Origin of the sequence: Capsulimonas corticalis, from assembly GCF_003574315.2 — a bacterium.
In the GTDB taxonomy this organism is placed as follows: domain Bacteria; phylum Armatimonadota; class Armatimonadia; order Armatimonadales; family Capsulimonadaceae; genus Capsulimonas; species Capsulimonas corticalis.
The window spans coordinates 3,359,718-3,383,889 of sequence record NZ_AP025739.1; the positions used below are offsets into that span (position 1 = coordinate 3,359,718).

The window sequence follows — 24,172 nt, forward strand, 5'->3', positions numbered from 1 at the left end:
TGTCAGCGCACATAACTCCCAAACGATTGGATCTGGAAAAATTGCACATCGTTTCTCATTTTGCGAAGAGCGCTGAGTTCGCTCGTGGACAATGGGGAGTTGCGCAACGTAAACAATTTGACTGGGTCAAAGGCTGGGGATTTGAATAGCTGCTCGTAATGCGAAAACGCAGTGCATTGGTCGGTATCGCCGCTGACATTGCGTTGGTTATAGTCTCCGAAGTCAAGTGATGTGAGATTGGGGAGTCGCCGGGACTCGCTCAGATTCTGGATGAAATTTTGGTGATTGTAGCCGCTTTCGATCCGTAGGCGCTCGAGTGTGGCGGACGCCGCGAGGAAGAATTCTTTGTTGGGAGCGGAGGGAACAGTGAGTGATTTCAGATCAGGCATTTTTGCGACAGCATGGGCGATCTGGCCTTCCTCCTCGTAGATCGCGGCGACAATGCTGTGGTTATGATGTTCGGGCGCTGTTGGCTCGATATAGAACGAATTGAGGCTAGAGAATCGAACGCCCTCAGCGGCGAGACAGCTAAGGTCCCAGTTGCGAGTCCCATTCGCGCCTTCATCTGGACCACGCAGGGCGAGGGAGCGCAGATGTGGGGCGACATCCGAGCGGCATACCGTGTTCAGAAACTCTTCATATGTTTCATCGAAACAAGGGCCGTAGTATTCCACATGGATCAATCCGTGGCTTTCGGTAAAGTATAGCTTTTGCGCGTAGTCGTCGGGCCATTCAGGATCATTCTCTGCGGCCATGCGCGCCTGCAAATTACGCAAAATCTCAACGGCGTTCGTCATGATATCGCTCCTTTAAATTGATAGGGGAAACACGACGCCAATTCCAGCGCATGCTCAGCGCTGTCGTCAGCACGCCACTCTCTCATCGCCTGCTTTGGATCCATCATTCTACGGTGTAGACGACAATGACGAAGACATGCCCGATGACGGCGGCGTTTGTGTCGTAGCACAGCGACGTGCTGAGAATGGTGGCGCGGTTTTGCGTCGCCCACGAGTTGATCATATCTTGAATGTCGTTGATGGAGCCTTTGAAGACTTGTACGCCGTTTTTCATTGTCTGCTCACTTTCTAATGTTCTCGCGTATGTGATTTTCGCGTGACGACTTCGTGTTGCTGCGATGCGACCTTAATGGCGGGCGAATGATGCTTCGAATGAGGCGATGGCTGTAACGAGCAAATAGTGACGCCGAATGCGGCAAGCGCCAGCAGCGGCAGCGTGGGTACGACTTTGTCCATATCCATCAGACCTGCGTTTGGACGAAAAGTTGCAGATGCTCGATTTCTGTGGCGTGCCGAGTCCTCAGTCATACTCGCATTCGCTTTTGATCTGCCAATCGTCGCCATCGCTGACTGCGGTGATGGTGACGCGTTTGAAGGTGGATCCGCGTTTTACCCAGGCAAGTTCTAATTTGCGTGTCGCGGCCATGACTTCCATATTGGGCGTTGCGAACTGCGCGTCTTTGAGGCGAAAGCCGTCTGCGCCTTGCGGAGTGATGGCGGAGTGTCGCATGCCGGTTCCCAGGCCATTTTCCGTCGGCTCCAAAACCAACTGAGCACTGGTCCAATCTTCAGGGATTTGGCGAAGCATGGCGATACTGATCTCTTGGGCGAGGGCAATCTGCCATGCCTCGTCTTGGGACAGCTTGGATTGAGAGGCGGAGGCTACAGGCTTGCTCGCGCCGAAAATGCGTTTAAGAATGTTCATGTTTTTTAGGTGTTCGCGTTCGTGTTGTCCCAATCACTCTCAGAGTCCATAAGCCATTCGAGCGCCTTGCGGCGCTCCATGACGATATCTCCGCTGATCTTTCCCGAAGGGCCGCCATGCAGGCGGGCATTGTTCGTGGACCAGTTGGCCCGGTAGTAGAGGTCCAGCATGGAGTAGAGCTGTGTGTATGAGCGCAGATGCATTTTGGCGCTAAAGGATGCGCCGTTTTCGTTTTTCTGTAGATTTGGAAGGAGACTCGCCATTGTTTTCGAGACGGGCGTGTCAATCGGCAGATCGCTGGTGAGGCCGCCGGCCCAAATGAGCGCCCATAGCGCCTCCATGGACCAGTAAAGATCCGTTTGTTCCTGATCGGTCAAATCTTCATTTCGTTTCTCCAGTAACAGGCGTTCTTTCTTCGACAGATACGCCGTCAGGCCATTGTCGGTAATCCACTTCTTGATGACGGGAATCGGGGCGCCGTAGGCGATGTTGACGAGGGCGTTCAAAATGAGTGCGCGCGCAATCAGATCCGATTGTGGACGTGGAGAATTGCGTTCGATATATGGCAGCCAGTCGAGCGTTTCGCCTCCGGCGGCGCGCACAAGCTTTTCCGAATGCGCCTTGATTGCGGGAATATCGATGTCTTCGATCATTTTCTGTGCTTTCCACCGCGCCAGACTGGCGGCGGTATGGGATGATTTGTTTAATGAATCTTCACGGATTGGTGCGTTGGTCAATTGATAGATCCGCAGGATGGAATCCGGGAGCCTGTTTTTGTCATAGATGCGCGTTTCCCAATGCTCGTGCGTGCGATAGCTGACGATCAACAAATCGCGCAGGCGAGGATGGGGCGCGCTTTGGGGAAGGTGACTGAGCGTCTGGCTAATCTCCGTTAGCTGTGCGTCAGTGACGCGTCAAAATTCGCCGCCGGCTGCACGCTGGGGGCGGTAGCCGGCCCCGGACTTGAAAACACTGCTGGTGATTGGCCGTGACTGCGCGATGACAATGTCAGCAGCGCGGCAATGGTAAGCGTCGCCATGGGAAGTGATTGTTTCATTTCACGACTTTTCGAGGGTAACCGTTTCATGCCTCGGCCAGAAGCTTTTTTGCCGCCTCTGTCGGACGGGCATATTGGAGCGGGCCGCAGATCATATCGCTCATCTTTCGTGCGATCTCAGGTAAGGTCAATTCCTCTGCTTCCAGAAAAAAGTCCAAGTTCTTGGTGTATTCGGTCATTGACCCGATCACGCTACGCATTGCCGGCGCGTCTGTTGTCGCGCCATAGGCGAGTGGCGCCATTCGCGCTTTTTCGCTCTGTATTTGTGAATCCGCAACGCCGATTTCGCGCAGTATCTCAATAATAGCGTCTTCGATTCGCTGTGCGATCGTATCGGCGTCTTTGGCGGTGATCAGCACGCACAATCGCGATTTCTCACTAACACAGAGAACAATTTGCTCTGGTCGAGTAAAAAGAATATTCGCGTACCAATCACCCAGGGCTGAAGTGGATGGAAGCGTGATGGCGACGTCCTCTGGCGTCATGCCCATGCGCTTGAGAAGCTTCTTTGTACATCGGAGTGTCATCATCAGGGAGATCTCGCTTATGTCTCTACGCCGCGCGTTCGTACAGGTCTGTAATTGTTCCGTAAATATCGGCGTTATCGCTGACCACCAGCGCGTTCGCGTGAATGGCAATCGGCAGCGCGTCCACGCCGCAGAAATTGGTCGAGTTGGGGGCCGGGCGCCGCCAGCGCTTCTTCGCGGCAGTAGACGACGATGAGCTGATGGTCGAGCCAGGTGGCGACTCGGCCGCGCAGAAAGCCGCCGTAGTCGGGCTCGTCGTCCAGGATGAATTCATAGCCGCGCGGCGTGTTGCGCAAATGGGAGTCTTTGGCGTCGTGCAATTTGCCGTCGGGAAAGATCCAGAAGACGAAGTCTGGATCCCGGTGCGTAAATTCCTTGAGGGCGGCGCGCCGGCCCGGATACCTTGCCGCAAGGAATGGGAAGCGCTCGGCGGCGGTCTCGCGGGGGATAGAGCCGAGGGTGATCATATTCAGCGCCGCGCTCTCGTTCTCGTCGGTTAGGCTTGGTAGATCTGGATCAGATTGCCGCATTTGTCGTCGAACACGGCGATGATGGTCGGGCCGGCGTCGGTGGGCTTGGTCGTGAAGCGTACGCCTAGGCCGACGAGGCGTTCATACTCCTGCCGTACATCGTCCACGGCGAAGGCGGTGGCGGGGATTCCCTGGTCGAACAGAGCCTTTTGGAACGTCTGCGCGGCCGGGTTATCGTTTGGCTCCAGCAGCAATTCGATATCGTCTGGGCCTTCGGGCGACACGACCGTCAGCCACTGAAATTCGCCCATCGGGATCTGCGTCTTTTTGACGAATCCCAGGACTTCGGTATAGAATGCGAGCGCATTGTCCTGACTGTCCACGAGCACGCTGGTGAGTTTGATTTTCATGGTTGGTTTTACTCGGCGAGGCGGCGGAATGCTTTGATATTCAATTTTACTCGAATATGGGCCAATTGCCGCATGCGTCGTTTGAGTTTTACGAGGTAGACTTGGCGTACGTAAGAAGTTCGGGAGGCGTCTGGATGAAATACAACGACTACGGCGTGCCGGGTTTTCAAGCGGCGCTCATCTCGGTTACGGCGGGTGTGTTTGAGCGGCCGGAGATGGAGTTTCATTCGATTGGCGTCAATATGGGCGCGCCGGCGCGGGTGCGGGCGACGCGGGATGGGCGGACGGATGTGAGCGTGCATGAGACGCTGGCGGTGGATATCGCGCCGGCGGGAATGCCGTCGTGGGTGGAGGTTGAGTGGGCGGGCGCGGAGTGCGGCGAAGTGATGTTTTTGCGTGTGACGCCGGGGTTTTTAGGACGGGTGGCGGCGCAGTCGGAGTGGAGCCTGGGGCAGCCGGAGATTAAGAACCAATTTCACTTTCGCGATCCGCAGATTGAGCGCCTGGCGCTGCTGTTCCAGGCGGATTTGACGGCGGGGCAGCCCGGTGGGCGGCTTTATGGGGAAAGCCTGGCGACGGCGTTTGGAGTTCAGCTGCTGCGTCGATACACAGGGAATGTGCGGAATCTTCGGGATACGAGCGGCGGGCTGGGCGCGCGTCGCATGCGCCTTGCCGTCGAATATATTCAGTCGCACTTGTCCGAGGATATGACGCTGACGGAGCTGGCGGCGGCGGTGGGGCTGGGAGCGTCGCAGTTTCGGTTGCTGTTCAAGCAGTCCCTGGGCGTAGCGCCGCATCAGTATGTGATCGCAAGGCGCGTCGATCGGGCGAAGGAACTGCTGGAGCGCGGCGGGATGACGGCGGGCGAGGCTGCGTCCGAGGTCGGCTTTGCGGACCAGAGCCATCTGACACGCCATATGCGGCGACTGCTGGGCGTCACTCCCGGCGTGCTGGCGCGGCGTACGCGGATCGGCGAAACGTTCTAAGGAGCGTCGTTTCATTCAATACTTCGGCGGTCGGATTTTTCCATAATGGGGGTGACGATATTCTGAAGAGGAGAAATCACCATGCCGAGCCGAGAACGAGTGACTGAGTTGATCCGATACGTCGGTGAACAGCGCTTTGTGGAAGCGCTGAAGGAGTTCTATCACGAAGACGCGGTGCTTCAGGAGAATAACGCTCCGCCGCGTGTGGGACTGGCGGCGACGCTGGCCTTTGAAGCGGCGTTTTTGGAGACGGTCGCCGAATGGCGTGAGTCGCGCGCGGAGTCGTTTGTGGTGGATGGCGACCGGGTCGCGATCCACTGGGTGTTCGACCGGACATCGAAGACGGGTGAGCGCGGCTCGCGCGAGGAGATCGCATACCAGCAGTGGGACGGCGATCACATTATCCATGAGCGGTTTTTCTACGACCCTGCGCCGAGCGCGTAACGCGTAACTTGCCTTCCCGACCGGAGGTCGGGGAGGCTTCTGTCGATGACGAGAGGAGAACGAATGTCGGAGCACACATCGACCGTGATTTGGCGGCGGGATCCCGCCGAGGTATTTACGGACAACCGTTACAGCCGGGCGCACGATTGGACGTTTGACGGCGGCGTCTCCGTGCGCGCGTCTTCGTCACCGCACGCGGTCCGCGTTCCGCTTTCGGACCCGTCGGCGGTGGACCCGGAAGAGGCGTTTGTCGCCTCGCTCTCCAGCTGCCATATGCTGTGCTTTCTATCGCTTGCGGCCACGCGCGGCTTTGTCGTGGAGGAGTATCGGGACAACGCGGTCGGTGTGCTGAAAAAGGACGAGGCTGGGAGGCTGGCGATTACCAAGGTCACACTGCGGCCACGCATTACCTTCTCCGGCGATGCGCCAACCGCGGACGAAATCGAGTCGCTGCACCACGCGGCGCACGACGAATGCTTTCTGGCGAACTCGGTGAAGACCATTGTTGGGTGGGAGAGTGGATTGGATGGGCGCTGACCGTCGCTCGCGTTTCAAGTCGATCTTTCTCGGACGTTAAGCGATGGGACTTCTAGGATTCGCCGAGTGTTTCCTGAGCGCGCCGAAATGCATGGACACATGTTTGATCCCACTGCGTTCCCGCGCCGCCTTCCAAAATACTCATCGCCTGTTCGCTGCTCATTCCTTTGCGGTACGGGCGATCCGTCGTCATGGCGCTGAAGGCGTCCGCCACCGCCATCAGCCGGGCGATGAGCGGCGTTTCCTCGCCGGAAAGTCCAAAAGGATACCCCGAGCCGTCCCAGCGTTCGTGGTGGTGGCGCACTGCATCCAGCGTCTCCTCTAATCCGGGGACGGCGTGCACCATCACCGCGCCCATCATAGGGTGCTGTTTGACCGCCTCAAACTCTTCTGGTGTGAGCTTTCCCGGTTTTCGCAAAATATGGTCAGGGACGCCGATCTTGCCGACATCATGGAGCAAGGCGGCTACGGCGACGGTGCTTTGTTCAGTCTCGCTCAATCCCAATTCTCGCGCGATGGCGAGACTGTACTCCATGACATCCTCGGAGTGGCGACGGGTATAGCGATCTTTATTGTCTACTGCGGTCACCAGCGCGTCCAGCATTGAGAAACCTTGCACGCGCGCGCCGGCGTCCGTCCGAATACGCCTCGCCATTTGTTCTGTATCGCCGCCCGTCTTTGCCCAGCGAAGCCGATCGTCCGCGCGCTGCAGCGCCACATGGTAGTCGCTGCCGCCGGCCGCAGGAAACAGGGCGGCTCCCAGCGAGATCGAGATGGGAATGACGCCGCCGCGCTCACCGGCGCAATAGGAAAGCTCGTGCAGCGCCGAACTCAAACGCGACTCGATCTCTTCTGTTGTCGAGCGGCCAACGCAGGGAAGAAGCAGCGCGAACTCATCGCCTCCGAATCGCGCCAGCGTATCGGAGGAGCGGCAGACGGTTCTAAGCTTGTTCGCTACTAAACGCAGCACTTCGTCCCCTGCGGCATGGCCGTAAACATCGTTGAAGAATTTGAAGTTGTCCAGGTCCAGCATAATGACGGCGAGCACCGTGTTGTCTCGCTGCGCGCAGCTGGCTTCCGTATCGAGCCGATGGTGAAAGGCGCGATGGTTAAGCAGACTCGTCAATGGATCGCGGTCCGCCCGCTCCTGAACTTCCCGAAGATAATGCGCCCGCTCATCCTCGGCGCGCTTGCGGTCGGTAATGTCGTGGACCGTTCCGAGTAGATGAGTACATCGCTCCTGGCTATCGAAAATCGGGATGCCCCGGACATCGCCGATGCGCTCACCACAGGGATATACCGATGTCTCCTGCCATTCGACAGCGCGCCGTTCGCGAATTGCCTCCGCATATTTACCGAGCACGAGGTCCCAGGATGGCGGAGGAATGATTTCCTGGATCGGGCGTCCGATGATCTCTTCCTCGCGCAGGCCGGTGACATCCATAAAGGGCGGGTTGGCGAATAGGAAACGATAGGACTCTTCGCCGACAACTTCCAGGAGAAAAACGATGTCTTTAACGTTGCCCAGGATCAGGGACATCTGTTTTTGATTGATTTCCAGGACCGCGAGGAGATCCGCAGTGCGGCGCCACGCTTCCGCCTGCGCTCTCTCCGCCTCTTTTCTGCTGGTGATATCCTCGGTGAGCGAGACGGAGTGTTCTCCGTGATCCCGTCCTTCACGCGTGTGCGATACGCTGATTTGAACCCAGACGAGGGAGCCGTCTTTACGCACATAACGCTTTTCGAGAACGAAGCTGGGAATCTGGCCTGTCCAAACTTGTTCCGCCAGCGCCACATTGACGGAAAGATCGTCGGGGTGGGTGATGGCTGCGAAATCCCGGGCGAGGAGCTCCTCTTCGGAATATCCCGTGATCGTGCAGAATGCTTTGTTGACGAATAGAAACCGCCCGAGGGCATCCACGATGCTCACTCCGACGGCGGCGTTTCGGAAGGCGGCTTCGAACCGCTCCTCGCTTTGGCGATGCGCGGCGACCGCCTGTTCGCGCTCGGCGATCAGCCGCCCCTGCACAGCCGTGCGGCGCGCCAATTCCAGATTGTTGGAGACTTGACGTGCGAGCGCTCGCAGCATGCTTTCTTGTTTGACCGTAAGGCGTTTCGGCGCATGATCGATTACGCACAGCGATCCAAGCACATAGCCATCTTCGGTCACCAGTGGCGCGCCGGCATAGAATCGGATGTGCGGCTCTCCTGTGACTAGCGGATTATCGGCGAATCGCGTGTCCAGGGTAGCGTCGGGGACGACTAAGAGATCGGATCCAAGAATGGCGTGTGTGAAAAAGGCGACATCGCGTGGAGTTTCGGTTACGGAGAGACCCAAAGAGGATTTAAACCATTGGCGGTCAATATCCACGAAGGAGACTGCGGCGGCGGGCGCGTCGCAGATAAAGGCGGCGAGGCGTACGATATCATCGTAAGAATCCTCCGCGGCAGTATCCAGTATGCGAAGCTCATACAGAGCGGCAAGTCTGGCGTCTTCGTTTTCGGGCAACGGCGCAGCTATGGTGTATCCAATCTCTCTAGCAAACGGACTTTTGGAGTCAATCTCCGTGAAACAGCGACGTATGCTGCTTCAAGCTCCTCTGGTGCTTGCTGTGACGGCTTCTCGATCAATCTTACCCCTCTTCGCAAGAAAGATATCAGAAATTGCAATGCAACCATACGTTCACTTGAATTGTACCACTGAGCCAAGAGAGGATATGGATCGTGCCGTCATCTTTACTACGGTGTCCGCTCCATGAGGATTCCGGCGATCCCTGGCTGAAACCCCATCCGTCTATTCAAAGCGGCCATCGGCGCATTTGTGCTGTCTACATAGGTTACGATGCGCTTGTAGCCGTTGGCGGCGGCATAATCGATTCCGTGTGTCTTCAAGACGGCGCCGATTCCATGGCGGCGAAACTCCCGCATAACGCTCGTGATTGATTGATCGAGCGCCTGGGGATCGATGGCGTTCCGGTGCAGGCAGGTCAAGCCGACGTATTGAGCATTGTGTTTTGCGATAAAGAACGCATCCTTGAGCGCGGAGTCTCCTTCGATCTCTTGGACAAAACTCTCGAAGCTCAATGGGGCGTATGGCTCCGTGCTGGGAATATCCGCGTCCACGGCGATGCGCAGTGAATGGAGTTCTCGCAGGAGATCGGGATTGGCTTCCGATTCTTTCGCGAAGGTGGTGATGGCTATGCCGGCCGCGTTCTCGGAGAGATGTTGGAGGGAAGCCCGATCCGCCGTCGATATCTCCCGTCGCCAGGGGCCGCTTCGGCTGATTTCGTCAAAACCACGCGCCCGCGCGAATGCGAGCGCATGCGGATAACAGTCGCGTATCCAGGCGCGCACGGACGTATCGGGAAGCTGAGAAAGTTCGTCCGCAATCCTCACCCAAAGCTGAGTTCCGACCCCACGCGATGAGGCGTCGGGAGCGACACGCAGTTCCAGGTGATATTCTTGTCGCCGGCTCGCCGGCCGGCCGCCGCGCAGGACCGCATGGCCGACCACTTCCTGAGTTTCCGCTTCGACCGCGACGAAGTGGCGCAGCATTCCCTGTGAACGTTCGATCTCGGCGTCCTCCTGGCGCGCTTCCTGCTCGTTGGTTTGCCAGGGCGCTTCGATGAGATTGACGATACGGGCAATGGAGGCATAGTCTTGGTCTTCGAGCGGACGGACAAGATACGCCATATCAGTTTCTCCCTCACGCAAAATTGGCTCTTATCTCAGGCGCTTTCGCATCGTGTAAAGCGTGGCGACATATGCTTTTTGGATCCCTCCGCCGTTCCGCTCGAGGATATCTGTGAGGCCATCGTAAAGACGCCGCTTGTTCGTTTCTGGCAGCGTATAGTGATCGGAATAGGTTTCCAGTAGCTGGAGATATCGGTCCGTGGGGAGCCATTCCGACCAGGGAAATTGCGACGCGGCGACCGGCCCGAAAAGGGCGCTGCGATCGATCTCGTCCACCCATGCTTGGATGCGTCGATGCAGCGGCTGGCGAATGGACCTGCCCGAATTCCCATGCATATGTTGGTCATAGACCTTCTGGATCTCTCGCGAAAGCGTATTCTCCTCGTCCGCAGGCACATTCCAAAAGATCGCAAGCGTCCCGTCTTCCTTCAGCGCCCGAACGGTTTTGATGTAACGTATTTCGGGATGGACCCAGTGAAACGCCGTCGCCGAAAGGACCATATCGAATGGCTCTTTCACCAGATCCCACTCTTCAAATGTGACGGTTTCGACGGCGACGCCGGCATACGTTTGAAGCTTCTTGGCGGCGAGCGCCGCGAGGCGAGGGCCCGGTTCCAGCGCCAGGATCGAATGTCCGAGAGGAGCAAACAGTGAAGTCGCCTGCCCGGTCCCGCACCCAATCTCCAAAATCCGCCCGCCGCCCGCCGGCAGATACGCGGCGACGGCGTCTCGTAACTCGATGGGATAAGTGGGGCGGACGGCGTCGTATCGTTCCGCGACTTCATCAAATATTCTGCTGGACAAGAGATGCATGGCGTCCATTGCCTTCAGTGTGCGAACTGTGGGCCGGAAAGATCACGACCTCTCTGCAAATACGACAAAAACAGTCGAGCCTTGTGGCGCGCTGGCTGGAGCGACATTGTTGAGATATCGGCCGGGAAAGTGGCGCGTGAAGTAACGCTCGGCATCAGCGCGGATCTGCAACGCGTCCTCCAGGCTGGATGTGTGCTCCATCGGTTCAACGGAGATAATGGCCGTTCCCCCGAAGGTCGAGACAACCTGGGACGCAGCACTGCCGACGGCGATGTAAATGCCCGCGCCTTCGTACTTGCCGACTGCCATTTCCCTTGCGGCAAGTGTGGGCTTAACGCTCTTCGGATCGACGCCAAGCCGGCTAAGCGCCTCCAGCACTTCGCGGTGTTTTACAAGGTCAATCCCTGACTCGGCGAAATCATTGAGATTATTTATGTTTTTTTCCATTTGAAGACTTGGAGCCGGGCGCATGGTGATTACTTCGATAGGAGCTTGACGCTGATATTACCATCATTTTGTGAAGGTCGGCAAGGAATCGGGTCTCAGATATCGAAGCAATGCGTGCGCGGCCGCGCGACATTGGAGGCCCACAGAAAAGGATACCTTGATGAAACGCCATCTTCTGCCCGCGCTCGCATTACTGTCGATTGCCCCGCTCGCGTATGGGCAGACGGCGAGCGTCTCGGAGACCACCATTCTGCAAAATATCACCGCCCGAGACGCTGCCTATGGAATCAAATCCGCGCAGAAGCTTGATGAACTCACCTGCAATTTCCACGACAACGCGGTGACGGCGCGCGGAAGCCAGGAAGCCGTCACCGCATTTGAGAAGGATCTTCATGCGGCGGACGTTCCCATGAAGCAGTTTCAAATCACCCTGCGCGTCGTGCGCTATCACGTGGACAAGCAGGGGAAGTGCGTCGAGAAACCCATACAAACGCCGATCATCACGACGACCGACAAAACAACCGCGTCCATCTCCACGCAGGGCGACGATGGACTGGAACTGGTCATCACTCCCCAGTCGGCGCCGGACAACGCCGTGAACCTGGCGGTGGAAGTGCGGACACTCGGCGAACAGGGCGAAGTGATGTGTTCGGGTAAGAACACGCTGCTGGCGCCGTTCGGGAAAACGGTGCGTATCACTGGGATGACAGAGGCGAAAGATAAGCTGTTGCGGCGCGCCGTGATGCGCGGAGAAGTCGTGACCGATCGCGGAGAATACACAGGATATTACGTGGAGGCGACGACAACGACCCCCGCCGGCGCCTGAACGCCATTGGCGGTTAAAACCGCCAGTCGTCTTACTTGAACGGCATTGCTCCTCATCCTTATGTCCGAAAATCCGCGCCTCTGCCGGCAGGGGCGCGGACTTCGTCTTATTGCAGATATTCCGAGGCAATGGTCTCCAGGGCAAACGGCGTTCCGTTTGCGACCGAGAAGATCGTGTCGGCGTCGTTCGGAGCTTCCACCGTTTCGCCGCGCGCTTGCGCATGCAGAGTGAACAAGTCGTAGAGATTGGGCTTGGTCATCTCCACCAGCGATTTCAGCGTGAGCTGGATGCCGGACAGATTCTCCGCGACGTTGTTTTGCCAGTGCGGATCGTTTTTTAACGCGATATCGCACCAGATCACTTGATTGCCGAGCAGATCAATCACGATCGGAATCGCGCACTGGGTGTTGGCGGTGATATCGAGCCGGTCTTGAACCGTCTTGGCTTCGTAGATCTCTCCGGAATTCGGGTGCTGACGCGCCATCCATCCGGCGAAGCATTCCGGCAGATCGACAAATGGCTGCTGCGTATAACTCGTCAGCACTATGACGATGAACGCGACGCCTTTCTCCAGCAGAGTCTTCGGAGTGATATCGATGAACTCGCTCGCGCCTTCCGGCGCGTCCACGATATCCCCGCTGTGGTAACCGCCGAACGCCGCCAGGTTGTAATACGAGATCGTCTCCGACAGGTGGAACTGCTCGTCGAACATCGCCGCCGACAGATCGATGTCGGTGCGGTCTTCGCCGTTTTTCCACCAGACAAAGAACCGGAGCGCCTCGCTCGCCGGCAGCGGCATACGGCTGCCGCGCGTGATGGTCCGCAGCGCTTTCGACGCCGAACGCTGAGAAAACGGAACGACGTAATTCGCAAGTTCCGGATCCACGTAGCACTTGCCAAGCGCCGGAAGCGCGGCGAAGCGATCGGAGAGCGTCTTGCGGCAGATCTCCGCGACCGCGCCGCAGATCTCCGTCGGAAGTTCCGGAAGCGTATTTTCAATCCCCTGGACCTTCGCCAGATTGCCCTTGGGAAAGAACACGCGCATCTTATCGCGCAGATGGCGATGCTGGAAATGGTTGCGCACTTGCAGCAGCACCGGCGTCGACACCTGAATGGCCGAGGCTCCAAACGCGCTCACGACTTCGGCGGGGGATTTCCCAATCCGAAGCAGATGATCGAGCCGGCGGGCCAAATCGCCCGGCCGGGTCCCGAGCCGCCGCAGCGCCGCGTCCACGTCTTTATTCGCCAGGGCGCGCTCCACCTGCCCGTTGAACGTGGCGAACGGCAGATCGTTGCGCAGGACATCGAACGAGGCGGCGGCGTGCGGGTAGCGCTTTTGAAATTCGCCGGCGTGCAGACGTTCACCCAGACGAATCCAGCGTCCCTTCCAGCGCAGCATGTCCTCGGTGGAGTTCGTCTGCCGGTCCAGAAGCGCCAGCAGCATCCGTCGCTCCGGGCGTGAGAACGTCTTGAATTTTGTCGCCGCCGCGAGCGAAGTATCGCCATCGCTCATCGCAACCGCGATCCGCAGGACATCCGTCGCCGTGCGCGCGTACTTCTCGACGAACTCCAGCGCATTCGGATTTTGTCGAATCAGAAGCCCACAGAGAAACGCCGCGTTTTCCTTTTGCGGGATCGCTTCGGGAAGCAGCGCGCCGACGCCGTTCTGGTAACTCTCAACAAACCAGGAAAGATCTTCCTTGTCCTGTTCCGAGAGCGACGCGTTGGAGCCCGCGATCTGGCCGAAGAGACGCTCGAACTCCCCTTCGTCGCCAAGATCGATCATTTGCAGCTGCACGTTGTCCAGCAGCGGGAACCGTTCTTTGATTTCCGAAAGCGGCAGCAGGCGGCCCCGGCTCCAGTAATGGACGATGGCGTTCAGATACAGCTCGCCCGCGCTCATCTCCATCACCTGCGTGGGAAAGTTCGGATACATCGGCTGGAACCGATGATCCGCGCCTTTGCTTTTCCGCAGATCAGAAATGAGCTCCTGGTAAAGCGACGTGAGCTGGTCCATGGAAAGCGAGCGGAGCGCCGCGATTAATTGTTCCGACAGTCCATAACCCAGGGATTCCAGGTTCTTGGACATCGCGGCAATGACGTTGGTGGGAAGCCGTTCTTCGGCGAGAGGAGCGGGAAGACAGATCTTCCCGCGCCGCCGGAGGTAGATGGAGTTGTTCATGGTATTTGGAAAGCGGCGGAGCTAATGTGATTTTCAGTCGCTTGATTGAGAAGGAAGCTCCGCCATAGCCAAATGTGAGCGTCGTGGAAATTGAGGGCTGTAAGTTTCACCCAAAGAATTAGAAGGAACAACCCTCATAGCCACGACAAGTCCATGATACCGCGAAATTTCGTTCTTTTCGATCGTGCGCCGCCTGCGCCTCATTGATCGTGTCGCCGCACGCGCGGTTTTTGGTAAATGGGGGCGCCAAAATCGATGACGATGAGCCGTCTCATGCGTTAGAGGTCAATTGCTGCATGAGTGTCGGCATGTCAAGGATAATTCGGCTTTCGGCAAAGAGGCCGTCGCGAACTACGTCGATCACGACGCCCCAGACTTCAATCGACTTTCCCGTCGCTGGCATTCCCAGGAAATCGCCGTTGTGAGTGCCTGTCCAGGTAAACCGTGTCACTACGGTATCGCCTTCCGCGACGCGCTCGTCGGTGGTCCATTTCATGTCAGGAAAAGCAGAGATCAAACCGGCGATCGTGTGGCGCAATCCTTCGCGCCCCGGTCCTTGCCCGGGAAAAGGAACATGCTCGATAAAGTCCTCGGCGACGATTTCATCCATCGCGCTCAAGTTCTTATCGTTAAGAACTTCGTCCATAAATCGCTGAATGATCTGTTTGTTCTGTTCTAACGCCATGCTGCAATCTCTCCCTGTTGCCGATTTCTGGTGATGGAGGCGGGCGGCGCCTCCGCTGTCATATTACCCGATGAGAATGCGGCAGGCGGGGAGCGATGTTTTGAAGAAATGTGATGTTGCTGACGGCAAGAACCAAGGGCCGATTTGCCGGTGGAAGAGGCGCCTTTTGCGGTTATCTGCGCTAGAATAGATCTATCCTGTGGAGAGGAATGGAGCCATGTCTTTCGATAATATTATTCTTATCGGCCCCGCCGGGGCGGGCAAAAGTACGACGGCGTGTCTGCTCGCCCAGCGGATGGGACGCCCACACGTCGCTCTGGACAAGGAGCGTTTTCGTTACTACGAGGAGATCGGCTACAACGCTGAGCTTGCCGCGCAACTGCGCCACACCAACTTCGAAGAACTGATCCGATACTACGAACCGTTCAACGCATACGCCGTCGGCCGTGTGCTGGAAGATTACGATGGATGCATTATCGACTTCGGCGCGATCCACTCCGTTTATGACACCGCCGCGCTATTCAAGCAAGCGCAGACGGCGCTTGCCCCGTATCCCCATGTTATTCTGCTGCTGCCTTGCACGAATATCGAGCGAAGCGTGGAGGTCCTGATGGAGCGCGGGCGAATGGGCGAGCAAGTCGATGAGCGCAAGGAAGCCATGTGGCGCCGCATCATTCGCCGCTTTCTCGAAAACCCGTCCAATTCCGCACTCGCGAAACACACGGTCTGCACGGACGGCAAGACTCCAGAAGAGGTCACGCGCGACGTGCTCGAGTGTATTGCGTGACGCCGAGAATGTCCTATCCCCTCGGTCGTAGATATGGCGGATTAGAGGAATGGTTTTAACGCGTTCGCGTTTCGTTCATCACGCTGCTTCTGTGCTGCTTGATATCTAGGGCTGCTGCTCCAGTCAAACTGCGCACGGAGTAATGCTTCTCGGTGCGGCGCAAGCACGTCTTCCCAGGTGATCTGTTCGTCCATGGAAGCAAATATTAATTCGTTGATACCAATACGGTTGACATAACCGTTCAAGTCATCCATCAGTTTGTCGGATAAATGGCATAGATTTGCATCCATATCGACAAACCGCTCTGTAAATAGGCCAATCGAGGGATATGGTCCGCCCGTGAATTGAGCAGGAATTACTTCAAAGAGAACACCTGAGGGAATTGCCGCGATGTGATATATTTCTTTTGATAAATATGAGAGAAGTCGAGTGATAGTATCGAAATCTAACCCACTGGAAACGAAATTGGGTTCGACAAGTTGATGACCACGCGACTTCTCAGAATCTTTTGCCACTGTTTTTTCCAAATTAAGCCGTTAACACTGTCACCATCTCGGCGTTGTCGCCTTCCACCACGTTTCCGTTCTGCATCGCAACGTCCAGCGCCGTCCTGCCCTCGGCATCCCGCAGTGTAGGATCGGCTCCGCGCGCCAGCAGATGGCGGATGGCTTCGGCGCGTTCGTGGTAGGCTTTGGCAAGCCGCGCCGCCTTCTTGGCGGGATCCCAGGCGGCGGTTTGGGCGCCAACATCGCGGGTGCTGGCTTCACAGCCAAGCACTCCTATTTCGCTGGCGGCGGGCGCCTCGCCTGCCGCGTACATCAGGGCAGTTGCTCCCCGTATATCCTGGAGGTTGATGTCCGCTCCGCCGTCCAAAAGCGTGTCCATGATCGAGCGACGTGCTGAGATTGCTGCGTACATCAGCGCGGTGCGGCTTTCGGCGTCGCGGGCGTTGACCTGGGCTCCGTGCGCCAGAAGCCGTTCGATTATATCGCCTCCGAAAAAGTGCGTCGTGACGAATATAAGGACGGTTCTGCCCGAATTGTCGCGGATGTCAATCTCTGCTCCGTGCTGCAACAGAAAATCGACCAGGTCGCCGCGCATTGCGAGGGCGGCGGACCACAGCGCCGTCGATCCCCATTTGTTGCGTGCGTTTACATCTGCCCCCGCCGCCAGTAGCGCTGCACAGGTGTCCTGGACGATTTTACGGTTGCAGTGCCCCGCCGCAAGGTGCAGCGGCGTGTAGCCACCGAATGACTCCACGGCATTTATGTTCGCTCCTAAGCGGACCAACAATCGCACGGCTTCGGCTCCCCCACGCATGCCGGCGTAATGGATCGCGGATTTTCCTTCGCGGTCTGTCGCGTTCAGTTCGGCGCCATGATCCAGCAGCAAGCGAGCTATGTCCACCTGGCCCTTCAGCGAGGCCGCCATTAAAGGTGTCCACCCAAAGCTATTGTGTTCTTCAATGTCTGCGCCGTCGTGCAAGAGCGCGGTGACCCATTCCAGATCGCCGCTTGTCAGCGCATCGTGCAGTTCGCTGTGTCGCTTCATATCCTCGCCTCGATGAAGGTTGCTGACGTGATACTACCACACGCTGATGCCGAAGCGGCCGAGTAGGGCGACGAGTTTGTTGAGGGGAATGCCGACAATACTGAGGATCGTCGGCGCATTCCTAGGCTAAATTAAGCAGGTAATCAGTTACAACTGTATAGACTTGCCATGTCTGTTTTCTAGAACTTCTTCTATTATTTCCTCTGCAGAGCGACCATCAAGAATATTGTCAAATAACTTACTTGCTGAATCAGCAGGCATTGCTACGTTCTTAAATAATATCATCATCAAAGCATCATGCATATCTACATCTCCTTGTGTCACTAATGCGTGCGTAGATTCTTTGAGGATTTTTACTAAATCTTGTTTTGAAAGATGTTCAGGATATTTACTTCTTTCTAATTGAGCTAGCCTAAGTACGCCTACGCCATTTTCTAGCTGGAGCATATAATCGGAGCCGTCAAACCACTTAACACGCGCTCTCAATTCCACAATCAAAGCTTCTGCTTCTTCGACTGTACAGTCGCCGGAGATTATAAGGTCAATTATTTCTTCAGTGGATAATGTTTCAGACATAGGATTCCTTATCATGTCACTGCTTCAAAGTGATGAAAGAGCGCCTGGACGATTTTCTGGTGTGCGCTGGAATATCTAAGGCTGACAGACGTTGAGTGAGGACATTGCATCATCGCCCAGTTTACCACACGCTGACGCCGAAGCGTCCGAGCAACGCGACGAGTTTGTTGAGGGGAAGGCCGACGACATTGGGATGTGCGAACAGGAGATAAGAGCTATTGAGTTACTATCGATTCGAAGACGAGCAAGATCAACGTTCCATGGATTGATTAACTCAACGCCACCAGTTTCTCTGGTCGACAGAAACTCCATATTACAAATTTAATGCTCAATGAATTTGCTGTTTGGCCATGAATTTCAGATCAAAAACTTCACGCGATTAGTCCGATTTGTCTTGCGTTTGCAAGTACTCGCTCAATCCCACGAGGGTGACGCTCAAATTCCCAACCTTCTAAATCAGCAATAGCTTCCGCGACAAGCCATATGTTGTCCCCTTGGTGATTAAGCGTTTCCAATTGTCCTATCAAGGATTGACGCGCATCTAGATTTCCGAGCTTTGCCAATCCCCATGCCCCCAAATTTCTATATCCTAATGTGACTTCCTTGCAATGGTATAGTGTGTTCAAAAACCCGCGTCCTTCTTCGACCCCATATTTAATTAGCGCAATAGCAATTTGCCAGTCATTTTCATATGCAGGATCTTCAGAAAGTATAAGAAGTGTGGGGAGGTTGATAGGGTGACGCACGGCGCCAGCCACGAAAACTGCCATTTTACGCAGATGCTTCGACTCGTCTTTAGACATAATCGGATTCAGCATTGGCGCAAATCGCTCAATTTTCTTCTCGGCAAGTTCCGTGAGCATATCATCCCGAGTTTCCTCATCTAAAGTCCAATACTTCGCTTCTAGCCAATCTAAGTCACCATCAATTTTATCGAACTTTGCGAATAAATTTATAGCAGCTAATAGTCGACTTCTTGATCCTGCAACCGCTGTGTCGAGATGTTTAATCATATTGCGCTGCAGGAGATCTTGATATTCTGCAACGGCGGCGTCTACAAGATCATTATAAGCTCTATAATTCACAAATGTACTGTACATGACATAAGGAGACAGATCAGAATCTAAAATTAACTCTAATATTTGATTAATAGATTTGGTGGTCATGTTACCACACGCTGACGCCGAAGCGTCCGAGCAACGCGACGAGTTTGTTGAGGGGAAGGCCGACGACATTGAAATAATCGCCGTTGATTTTGGGAATGAAGGCGAGGGCTTTGCCCTGGATGCCGTAGGCGCCGGCTTTGTCGAGGGGTTCGCCGGTGGCGACGTAGGCGTCGATGATGGGGTCTGGGATTTGGTCGAAGGTGACGTCGGTGACGGCGTAGTCGGTGACGGGAACGCCGAGGGCGCCGCCCGTGACGGGGAGGATGCAGATTCCGGTGTAGACCTGGTGGGTTTGGCCGGAAAGTTCGCCGAGCATGCGGCGGGCGTCGGCGGGGTCTTGGGGTTTGTTGTAGTATTCGCCGCGCAGGGTCACGGTGGTGTCGGCGCCGATGATGAGGGCGTCGCCTTCGGTTTTGGCGGCGACGGCGGCGGCTTTGCCGATGGCGAGCTGCATCACCCAGTCGTGCGGGGTGAGGGAGTCGCGGTCGAGGCTGTCTTCGTCGAACTCGCTGCCGATGACGTCGAAGGTCAGGCCGAGGACGCCGAGAAGCTCGCGGCGGCGGGGCGATGTTGACGCGAGGATGATCTTGGGGGCGCTCATGCGCTTTGACTTCCTCCGTGGAAGAGTTTCATAAGAATGGACGGTAAGGTGACCTTCGGTTCGGTTCGGGCTTTGACGCGGGCGATGTTGCTTTTGTGTTTGACGAGAACGTAAAGGGAAACCAACACGCCGAATACCGCGTAGGGCAGGGTGTAGCCGTTCAGGATCCAGATCAGCACGCAGGCGATGGGGACCGCCAGGATGCTGGAAATGGAGATGTAACGGGTGACGGCCAGGACCAGCGCCCAGAAGCCGAAGCCGATCAGCGCGGCGGCGGGGCTGAATCCGAGGGCGACGCCGACGGAGGTGGCGACGCCTTTGCCGCCCTTGAACTTCAGAAAGGGGCTGGCGTTATGGCCCGTGATGGCCGCGAGGCCGGTAAATACGATGAACCACGGCGAGATGTGCGGCAAGTGATGAGCGGCGACCACGGGGATCAGCCCCTTCGCGACATCCGCCGCGAAGACGATGGATCCGCAGACGGGGCCGAGCGTGCGCCAGACGTTCGTCGCGCCGATATTGCCGCTGCCGTACTCGCGGATATCGATGCCCTTGACCATCTTGCCGGTGATCAGGCCGATGGGGATCGACCCGCACAGATACGACAGCAGCAGGACCAGCGGGTAGATGGGGTTCACTTGGCGTTGACCGGCATTTCCAGAGCGAATTTCGAGACCTTGACGTGGTTCGGGATCTCGATCGGATACTTGCCGTCGAAGCAGGCGCGGCAGAATTTGTCCTTGTGGATGCCGATGGCGCGCGTCAGGCCGTCTAGGCTCATGAAGCCCAGGCTCGTCGCGCCGATTAGCTGGCGGATCTCTTCCACGGTGTGGCGATAAGCGACGAGGTCTTCCTGGTTCGCCATGTCGATGCCATAGAAGCAGGGGAACTGCACGGGCGGCGCGGTGATGCGGACATGGACCTCGGACGCGCCGGCGTCGAACAGACGCTTGACGATCTGTCCGGTGGTGGTGCCTCGGACGATGCTGTCGTCGACCATCACGACCCGCTTGCCGGCGAGCGCTTCCTTGATCGGCATCAGCTTCATGCGAACGCCGGCCTCGCGCATGCGCTGGTCGGGCTGAATAAACGTGCGTCCGATGTAGCGGTTCTTGACGACGCCTTCGCCGTACGGAATGCCGCTCGCTTCGGCGAAGCCGATCGCGGCCGGCGTGGCGCCGTCGGGAATGGGCATGACCATGTGGGCGCCGGGGCAGGGATGCTCTTTCGCCAGCTCATGGCCCATGCGCCGGCGGGCGTCGTGCAGGCCGCGTCCGTACATGGTGCTGTCGGGGCGCGCGAAGTAGATGAACTCCAGCAGACACGTCGCGTGACGCTCCTGCTTCACGGCCTGCCGCTCGCGGAAGCCGTGCTTGTCGATGATGATCATCTCGCCCGGCTCGATCTCGCGCACGTACTGGGCGCCGATGGTGTTGAGCGCGCACGTTTCGGAGGCGACGACGTAGTGTTTGTTGTCGAGCAGACCCAGGCAGAGCGGGCGGACGCCGTGGGGATCGCGGATCGCGATCAGCGTATCTTCGGTGAGGATACAGACCGAGTAGGCGCCGCGCAGGCGGGTCATGGTGTGCGCGATCGCGTCCTCCAGCGTTTTGTCCTGCTGGGTGGCGATCATGCGGGCGATCACTTCGCTGTCGTTGGTGGTCTCGAAGACAACCCCCTGCGCCTCCATCTCGGCGCGCAGTTCTTCAGTGTTGATGAGGTTCCCATTGTGCGCGACGGCCACGCTGCCGTCGCCCCACGCGCAGTGCAGCGGCTGGGCGTTACGAAGAATACTGGATCCGGTGGTGGAGTAGCGGGTGTGTCCAATGGCGATGTAGCCCTGGAGCTGGGAGAGAACGCGCTCGTCAAAGATCTGATTGACGAGGCCCATCTCCTTATACCATTTGAGGTGTTCGCCGTCCGACACCATCATGCCGGCGGATTCCTGGCCGCGATGCTGGAGCGCGAACAGGCCAAAGTAAGTGAGTCGCGCGACATCGACATCCGGAGCATAGATGCCGAACACTCCGCATTCTTCCTTTGGCGTGTCATCTTCGTCACGCGCGGCGGCCGTCGCGAGCATCAGGGCGTCGTCATCAAACTTCATTGTTTCCAAGAGTGCTGAAATCCTACGGTCGGTACGAGAACAGGCCGGGGCCTGAAATTGGTGCGGTGATCACCGCCGAGATCGGCATATGAAAAATCCGCCCCTTTAGTGTACCCCATGAGACCCGGTCGGAGTCCCGTGATTCTGCGAGAAAGCGAATCTGGTGGCGCGAGCCCTCCCTTGCAAACCCACCCCGGCGCTTCGCGCCACCCCTCCCGCCGACGGGAAGGGTTATTTCGGAGTGTGCTATCGCAGGCGACCTTCGTAAGAACATGTCTTCCAAACCCTTCCCGTCGGCGGGAGGGGTGGCGCGAAGCGCCGGGGTGGGTTTGCAAGGGAGAGGAACCAGAAGCGCCGGGTGAGGGCCTCTCTCCTAAACCGCCCCCGCCGCCAGCAGGTTCGGGATCGCGTCTTCGAACCGACGCTGAAGCGCTTTCACTTCGGCGTCGATGACAGTCGTGTCGCCATGGCGGACCGTCAGACGGGTTCCGCCGACGGCGCCGAGTTCGTCCAAGTCGAGGTGGTGCGTGGTGGCGAGCGTCAGCAGGGCGTCCACGCGCTCGGGGGCGGCGCTCAGCAGGATGCTCGCGGTGCGCTCGCCGAAGAGGAGGCGGGCGTCGGCGGGAGCGGAGACTTCCGCGCCGCGCTCGGCGGAGAAGCAGCATTCGGCGAGGGCGACGGCCAGGCCGCCGTCGGAGAGGTCATGGGCCGATTGGAGAAGACCCAGGCTGATCGCTTCGCGAACGAAGGTCTGCACGGCGCGCTCGCTGGAAAGGTCCAGCGCGGGCGGCTTGCCGACTTCGAGGTTGTGGATCGCCGCCAGGTACTCGCTGCCGCCCAGAGTGGCTTCGCCGAGGGACAAGAGGAAGATCTTGTCGCCGTTGGCCTTGAAGCCCAGGGTCAGGCGCTTCTCGGATTCTTCGATCAGGCCGACCATGCCGATGGTCGGGGTGGGGAAGATCGCCCGCTCGGGCGTCTCATTGTAGAAGGAGACGTTGCCGGAAATGACCGGAGTGCCCAGCGCTTCGCAGGCGTCGGCGAGTCCTTCGACGGCGCGGCGGAAGGTCCAGAAGTTGTCGGCCTTTTCCGGGTTCGCGAAGTTTAGGCAGTCGGTGACGGCGAGCGGGGTCGCGCCGACGCAGCTCAGATTGCGCGCCGCTTCGGCGACGGCGATCTGGGCGCCGATGTACGGATCCAGATAACAGTAGCGCGGGTTGCAGTCCGTGGTGAGCGCGATGGCCTTATTCGTCTCGCGGATACGGATCACGGCGGCGTCGGCGTCGCCGGGGAGCACCGTGGTCTGTGTCTGCACCATTGAGTCGTACTGGTCGTAGACCCAGCGCTTGGAGGCGATGGACGGCGTGCCGAGCAGCGTCAGCAGCGCGTCGGTGTAGCTGGCGGGCTCGGGGAAGCTCGTCAGGTCCGCGCCCTGGACCTCGCTGATGTAAGTGGGTTCGCTCGCGGCGAGGGTGTAGGTCGGGCAATCGTCGGTGAGCGATTTGGACGGCACATCGGCCGCGACCACGCCGTTGTCCAGAATGACTACGCGTCCGGTGTCGGTCACTTCGCCGACGACGACGGCGTTCAGTCCCCACTTATGGAAGACTGCGGCGACTTCGTCCTCGTGCCCCTTCTCGATGACGGCCAGCATGCGCTCCTGCGATTCCGATAGCATGATCTCATACGGCGTCATGGTGGCTTCGCGCAGCGGAACCTTGCGGACATCGATCGTCATGCCCAGGCCCGCCTTCGCGGACATTTCGGTGGTCGAACAGGTCAGGCCCGCCGCGCCCATGTCCTGAATGCCGACGACATAGCCCGTCGCCAGCGCTTCCAGCGTCGCTTCAATCAGCAGTTTTTCCTGGAACGGATCGCCCATCTGGACATTCGGGCGCTTGCTTTCGCTGTCAGGCCCCAGCTCCACGGAGGCGAAGGTCGCGCCGTGAATGCCGTCGCGTCCCGTCGCCGATCCCATGAACATGACGGGATTGCCAACGCCCGCGCCGGCCGCCGAGGCGATCTTGTCCAGCGGGACGATGCCGGCGGACATGGCGTTGACGAGCGGGTTGCCCGTATAGCTCGGGTGAAAGTAGATCTCGCCGCCGACCGTCGGAACGCCGACGCAGTTGCCGTAGTGCGAGATGCCGCCGACCACATGCTCAAACAGATAGCGCGTGCGGGCGTCGGCGTCGAGCGGCCCGAAGCGCAGGGAGTTCAGATTGGCGATCGGCCGGGCGCCCATTGTGAAGATATCGCGTAGGATGCCGCCGACACCGGTGGCCGCCCCCTGGAACGGCTCCACCGCGCTCGGATGGTTATGCGATTCCATCTTCATGACGATGCCGATATTATCGCCAATATCGATCACGCCGGCGTTCTCGACCGCGCCCGTATCCATGGCTTCCTGATACTTCTTGAACAAGCGCAGGACGGGCCGCGAATACTTATATCCGCAGTGCTCGGACCACATCACGGCATACATGCCGATCTCGACAATGTTCGGGTCGCGCCCCAGCGTTTTCACGATCTCGGCGTACTCGCCATCGTTTAAGCCCATCTCGCGATAAATCTTTGGATCAGTCATG

27 protein-coding genes are annotated in these 24,172 nt (G+C 57.9%); 5 read left to right on the forward strand and 22 right to left on the reverse strand.

The features are described 5' to 3' along the window. Nucleotides 1–2: 2 nt before the first annotated feature. The 8 genes from D5261_RS14305 to D5261_RS14340 form a co-directional block, all read right to left on the reverse strand. Complete coding sequence (locus tag D5261_RS14305) at nucleotides 3–797, reverse strand: hypothetical protein (protein WP_119320639.1); 795 nt, start codon at nucleotides 795–797, stop codon at nucleotides 3–5. A 103-nt stretch (nucleotides 798–900) separates the two neighbouring features. Beyond that, nucleotides 901–1,071 (reverse strand): hypothetical protein, encoded by a 171-nt coding sequence (locus tag D5261_RS14310; RefSeq protein ID WP_165864068.1) that lies wholly within the window; start codon nucleotides 1,069–1,071, stop codon nucleotides 901–903. Nucleotides 1,072–1,317: 246 nt separating this feature from the next. After that, the gene (locus D5261_RS14315) at nucleotides 1,318–1,755 is read right to left on the reverse strand and encodes a hypothetical protein (RefSeq protein ID WP_301002512.1); all 438 of its coding nucleotides are present in this window, start codon (nucleotides 1,753–1,755) and stop codon (nucleotides 1,318–1,320) included. Further along, the gene (locus tag D5261_RS14320; RefSeq protein WP_125205893.1) at nucleotides 1,728–2,375 is read right to left on the reverse strand and encodes a DUF4272 domain-containing protein; all 648 of its coding nucleotides are present in this window, start codon (nucleotides 2,373–2,375) and stop codon (nucleotides 1,728–1,730) included. The genes D5261_RS14315 and D5261_RS14320 overlap by 28 nt, the downstream gene beginning before the upstream one ends. Nucleotides 2,376–2,614: 239 nt before the next feature. Continuing rightward, nucleotides 2,615–2,779: a hypothetical protein gene (locus tag D5261_RS14325; protein ID WP_165864067.1), complete on the reverse strand. Its 165-nt coding sequence runs from the start codon at nucleotides 2,777–2,779 to the stop codon at nucleotides 2,615–2,617. A gap of 26 nt (nucleotides 2,780–2,805) precedes the next feature. Next, nucleotides 2,806–3,309 carry a DUF6933 domain-containing protein gene (locus tag D5261_RS14330; RefSeq protein ID WP_119320636.1) on the reverse strand — a complete coding sequence of 168 codons (504 nt, stop codon included), beginning with the start codon at nucleotides 3,307–3,309 and terminating at the stop codon, nucleotides 2,806–2,808. Between the two features lie 71 nt (nucleotides 3,310–3,380). Next, nucleotides 3,381–3,773, reverse strand: a complete 393-nt coding sequence (locus D5261_RS14335) for a hypothetical protein (RefSeq protein WP_119320635.1) — start codon at nucleotides 3,771–3,773, stop codon at nucleotides 3,381–3,383. Nucleotides 3,774–3,802: 29 nt separating this feature from the next. After that, complete coding sequence (locus D5261_RS14340; RefSeq protein WP_119320634.1) at nucleotides 3,803–4,186, reverse strand: VOC family protein; 384 nt, start codon at nucleotides 4,184–4,186, stop codon at nucleotides 3,803–3,805. A gap of 134 nt (nucleotides 4,187–4,320) precedes the next feature. On the opposite strand from D5261_RS14340, the gene D5261_RS14345 reads away from it, so the two are divergent. The 3 genes from D5261_RS14345 to D5261_RS14355 all read left to right on the forward strand — a co-directional run bounded on the left by D5261_RS14345 (nucleotide 4,321) and on the right by D5261_RS14355 (nucleotide 6,153). Further along, nucleotides 4,321–5,172 (forward strand): helix-turn-helix domain-containing protein, encoded by an 852-nt coding sequence (locus D5261_RS14345; RefSeq protein WP_165864066.1) that lies wholly within the window; start codon nucleotides 4,321–4,323, stop codon nucleotides 5,170–5,172. A gap of 81 nt (nucleotides 5,173–5,253) precedes the next feature. Further along, nucleotides 5,254–5,616, forward strand: a complete 363-nt coding sequence (locus D5261_RS14350) for a nuclear transport factor 2 family protein (RefSeq protein WP_119320632.1) — start codon at nucleotides 5,254–5,256, stop codon at nucleotides 5,614–5,616. 63 nt (nucleotides 5,617–5,679) lie between these two features. Further along, nucleotides 5,680–6,153 carry an OsmC family protein gene (locus D5261_RS14355; protein ID WP_119320631.1) on the forward strand — a complete coding sequence of 158 codons (474 nt, stop codon included), beginning with the start codon at nucleotides 5,680–5,682 and terminating at the stop codon, nucleotides 6,151–6,153. A gap of 52 nt (nucleotides 6,154–6,205) precedes the next feature. On the opposite strand, the gene D5261_RS14360 is transcribed toward D5261_RS14355, so the two are convergent. From D5261_RS14360 to D5261_RS14375, 4 genes are all read right to left on the reverse strand, one after another. Beyond that, nucleotides 6,206–8,662 carry a PAS domain S-box protein gene (locus D5261_RS14360; RefSeq protein ID WP_119320630.1) on the reverse strand — a complete coding sequence of 819 codons (2,457 nt, stop codon included), beginning with the start codon at nucleotides 8,660–8,662 and terminating at the stop codon, nucleotides 6,206–6,208. 230 nt (nucleotides 8,663–8,892) lie between these two features. Continuing rightward, nucleotides 8,893–9,846: a GNAT family N-acetyltransferase gene (locus tag D5261_RS14365; RefSeq protein WP_119320629.1), complete on the reverse strand. Its 954-nt coding sequence runs from the start codon at nucleotides 9,844–9,846 to the stop codon at nucleotides 8,893–8,895. 30 nt (nucleotides 9,847–9,876) lie between these two features. Further along, nucleotides 9,877–10,659: a class I SAM-dependent methyltransferase gene (locus D5261_RS14370; RefSeq protein WP_165864065.1), complete on the reverse strand. Its 783-nt coding sequence runs from the start codon at nucleotides 10,657–10,659 to the stop codon at nucleotides 9,877–9,879. A 42-nt stretch (nucleotides 10,660–10,701) separates the two neighbouring features. Continuing rightward, nucleotides 10,702–11,106 carry a hypothetical protein gene (locus D5261_RS14375; protein ID WP_119320627.1) on the reverse strand — a complete coding sequence of 135 codons (405 nt, stop codon included), beginning with the start codon at nucleotides 11,104–11,106 and terminating at the stop codon, nucleotides 10,702–10,704. Nucleotides 11,107–11,266: 160 nt separating this feature from the next. Between D5261_RS14375 and D5261_RS14380 the strand changes: the two genes are divergently transcribed. Next, the gene (locus D5261_RS14380) at nucleotides 11,267–11,932 is read left to right on the forward strand and encodes a hypothetical protein (protein WP_119320626.1); all 666 of its coding nucleotides are present in this window, start codon (nucleotides 11,267–11,269) and stop codon (nucleotides 11,930–11,932) included. A 106-nt stretch (nucleotides 11,933–12,038) separates the two neighbouring features. On the opposite strand, the gene D5261_RS14385 is transcribed toward D5261_RS14380, so the two are convergent. Further along, nucleotides 12,039–14,114 carry a TerD family protein gene (locus D5261_RS14385; RefSeq protein WP_119320625.1) on the reverse strand — a complete coding sequence of 692 codons (2,076 nt, stop codon included), beginning with the start codon at nucleotides 14,112–14,114 and terminating at the stop codon, nucleotides 12,039–12,041. A gap of 271 nt (nucleotides 14,115–14,385) precedes the next feature. Further along, complete coding sequence (locus tag D5261_RS14390) at nucleotides 14,386–14,799, reverse strand: ester cyclase (protein WP_119320624.1); 414 nt, start codon at nucleotides 14,797–14,799, stop codon at nucleotides 14,386–14,388. 217 nt (nucleotides 14,800–15,016) lie between these two features. On the opposite strand from D5261_RS14390, the gene D5261_RS14395 reads away from it, so the two are divergent. Next, complete coding sequence (locus D5261_RS14395; RefSeq protein WP_119320623.1) at nucleotides 15,017–15,586, forward strand: shikimate kinase; 570 nt, start codon at nucleotides 15,017–15,019, stop codon at nucleotides 15,584–15,586. Between the two features lie 41 nt (nucleotides 15,587–15,627). Here D5261_RS14395 and D5261_RS14400 read toward each other — a convergent pair whose 3' ends face one another. The 8 genes from D5261_RS14400 to purL all read right to left on the reverse strand — a co-directional run bounded on the left by D5261_RS14400 (nucleotide 15,628) and on the right by purL (nucleotide 24,171). Next, nucleotides 15,628–16,101, reverse strand: coding sequence for a hypothetical protein (locus D5261_RS14400; RefSeq protein ID WP_125205891.1), 474 nt, complete (start codon nucleotides 16,099–16,101; stop codon nucleotides 15,628–15,630). A gap of 13 nt (nucleotides 16,102–16,114) precedes the next feature. Next, entirely contained in the window at nucleotides 16,115–17,137 is a 1,023-nt protein-coding gene (locus tag D5261_RS14405) for an ankyrin repeat domain-containing protein (RefSeq protein ID WP_119320621.1), read from the reverse strand. Between the two features lie 147 nt (nucleotides 17,138–17,284). Next, the gene (locus D5261_RS14410; protein ID WP_119320620.1) at nucleotides 17,285–17,713 is read right to left on the reverse strand and encodes a hypothetical protein; all 429 of its coding nucleotides are present in this window, start codon (nucleotides 17,711–17,713) and stop codon (nucleotides 17,285–17,287) included. A gap of 371 nt (nucleotides 17,714–18,084) precedes the next feature. Beyond that, nucleotides 18,085–18,879 (reverse strand): hypothetical protein, encoded by a 795-nt coding sequence (locus D5261_RS14415; RefSeq protein ID WP_119320619.1) that lies wholly within the window; start codon nucleotides 18,877–18,879, stop codon nucleotides 18,085–18,087. A gap of 1 nt (nucleotide 18,880) precedes the next feature. After that, nucleotides 18,881–19,480, reverse strand: a complete 600-nt coding sequence (locus tag D5261_RS14420; RefSeq protein WP_119320618.1) for a Maf family protein — start codon at nucleotides 19,478–19,480, stop codon at nucleotides 18,881–18,883. Next, nucleotides 19,477–20,118 carry a glycerol-3-phosphate 1-O-acyltransferase PlsY gene (gene plsY / locus D5261_RS14425; RefSeq protein ID WP_165864064.1) on the reverse strand — a complete coding sequence of 214 codons (642 nt, stop codon included), beginning with the start codon at nucleotides 20,116–20,118 and terminating at the stop codon, nucleotides 19,477–19,479. The genes D5261_RS14420 and plsY overlap by 4 nt, the downstream gene beginning before the upstream one ends. Next, nucleotides 20,115–21,587 carry an amidophosphoribosyltransferase gene (purF, locus tag D5261_RS14430; RefSeq protein WP_245992500.1) on the reverse strand — a complete coding sequence of 491 codons (1,473 nt, stop codon included), beginning with the start codon at nucleotides 21,585–21,587 and terminating at the stop codon, nucleotides 20,115–20,117. Before purF ends, plsY begins: the two co-directional genes overlap by 4 nt. Before the next feature lie 373 nt (nucleotides 21,588–21,960). Next, nucleotides 21,961–24,171: a phosphoribosylformylglycinamidine synthase subunit PurL gene (gene purL / locus D5261_RS14435; RefSeq protein ID WP_119320616.1), complete on the reverse strand. Its 2,211-nt coding sequence runs from the start codon at nucleotides 24,169–24,171 to the stop codon at nucleotides 21,961–21,963. Nucleotide 24,172: the final 1 nt, after the last annotated feature.

What these genes read in the sequence shown, in the direction of transcription:
- purF (WP_245992500.1), bottom strand. Translation starts at nt 21,587, where the DNA reads ATGAAGTTTGATGACGACGCCCTGATGCTCGCGACGGCCGCCGCGCGT.
- D5261_RS14405 (WP_119320621.1), bottom strand. Translation starts at nt 17,137, where the DNA reads ATGAAGCGACACAGCGAACTGCACGATGCGCTGACAAGCGGCGATCTG.
- D5261_RS14385 (WP_119320625.1), bottom strand. Translation starts at nt 14,114, where the DNA reads ATGAACAACTCCATCTACCTCCGGCGGCGCGGGAAGATCTGTCTTCCC.
- D5261_RS14345 (WP_165864066.1), top strand. Translation starts at nt 4,321, where the DNA reads ATGAAATACAACGACTACGGCGTGCCGGGTTTTCAAGCGGCGCTCATC.
- D5261_RS14330 (WP_119320636.1), bottom strand. Translation starts at nt 3,309, where the DNA reads ATGATGACACTCCGATGTACAAAGAAGCTTCTCAAGCGCATGGGCATG.
- D5261_RS14335 (WP_119320635.1), bottom strand. Translation starts at nt 3,773, where the DNA reads ATGATCACCCTCGGCTCTATCCCCCGCGAGACCGCCGCCGAGCGCTTC.
- D5261_RS14415 (WP_119320619.1), bottom strand. Translation starts at nt 18,879, where the DNA reads ATGACCACCAAATCTATTAATCAAATATTAGAGTTAATTTTAGATTCT.
- D5261_RS14340 (WP_119320634.1), bottom strand. Translation starts at nt 4,186, where the DNA reads ATGAAAATCAAACTCACCAGCGTGCTCGTGGACAGTCAGGACAATGCG.
- D5261_RS14390 (WP_119320624.1), bottom strand. Translation starts at nt 14,799, where the DNA reads ATGGCGTTAGAACAGAACAAACAGATCATTCAGCGATTTATGGACGAA.
- D5261_RS14420 (WP_119320618.1), bottom strand. Translation starts at nt 19,480, where the DNA reads ATGAGCGCCCCCAAGATCATCCTCGCGTCAACATCGCCCCGCCGCCGC.
- purL (WP_119320616.1), bottom strand. Translation starts at nt 24,171, where the DNA reads ATGACTGATCCAAAGATTTATCGCGAGATGGGCTTAAACGATGGCGAG.
- D5261_RS14370 (WP_165864065.1), bottom strand. Translation starts at nt 10,659, where the DNA reads ATGCATCTCTTGTCCAGCAGAATATTTGATGAAGTCGCGGAACGATAC.
- D5261_RS14355 (WP_119320631.1), top strand. Translation starts at nt 5,680, where the DNA reads ATGTCGGAGCACACATCGACCGTGATTTGGCGGCGGGATCCCGCCGAG.
- D5261_RS14410 (WP_119320620.1), bottom strand. Translation starts at nt 17,713, where the DNA reads ATGTCTGAAACATTATCCACTGAAGAAATAATTGACCTTATAATCTCC.
- D5261_RS14365 (WP_119320629.1), bottom strand. Translation starts at nt 9,846, where the DNA reads ATGGCGTATCTTGTCCGTCCGCTCGAAGACCAAGACTATGCCTCCATT.
- D5261_RS14350 (WP_119320632.1), top strand. Translation starts at nt 5,254, where the DNA reads ATGCCGAGCCGAGAACGAGTGACTGAGTTGATCCGATACGTCGGTGAA.
- D5261_RS14310 (WP_165864068.1), bottom strand. Translation starts at nt 1,071, where the DNA reads ATGAAAAACGGCGTACAAGTCTTCAAAGGCTCCATCAACGACATTCAA.
- D5261_RS14380 (WP_119320626.1), top strand. Translation starts at nt 11,267, where the DNA reads ATGAAACGCCATCTTCTGCCCGCGCTCGCATTACTGTCGATTGCCCCG.
- D5261_RS14395 (WP_119320623.1), top strand. Translation starts at nt 15,017, where the DNA reads ATGTCTTTCGATAATATTATTCTTATCGGCCCCGCCGGGGCGGGCAAA.
- D5261_RS14305 (WP_119320639.1), bottom strand. Translation starts at nt 797, where the DNA reads ATGACGAACGCCGTTGAGATTTTGCGTAATTTGCAGGCGCGCATGGCC.
- D5261_RS14320 (WP_125205893.1), bottom strand. Translation starts at nt 2,375, where the DNA reads ATGATCGAAGACATCGATATTCCCGCAATCAAGGCGCATTCGGAAAAG.
- D5261_RS14375 (WP_119320627.1), bottom strand. Translation starts at nt 11,106, where the DNA reads ATGGAAAAAAACATAAATAATCTCAATGATTTCGCCGAGTCAGGGATT.
- D5261_RS14325 (WP_165864067.1), bottom strand. Translation starts at nt 2,779, where the DNA reads ATGAAACAATCACTTCCCATGGCGACGCTTACCATTGCCGCGCTGCTG.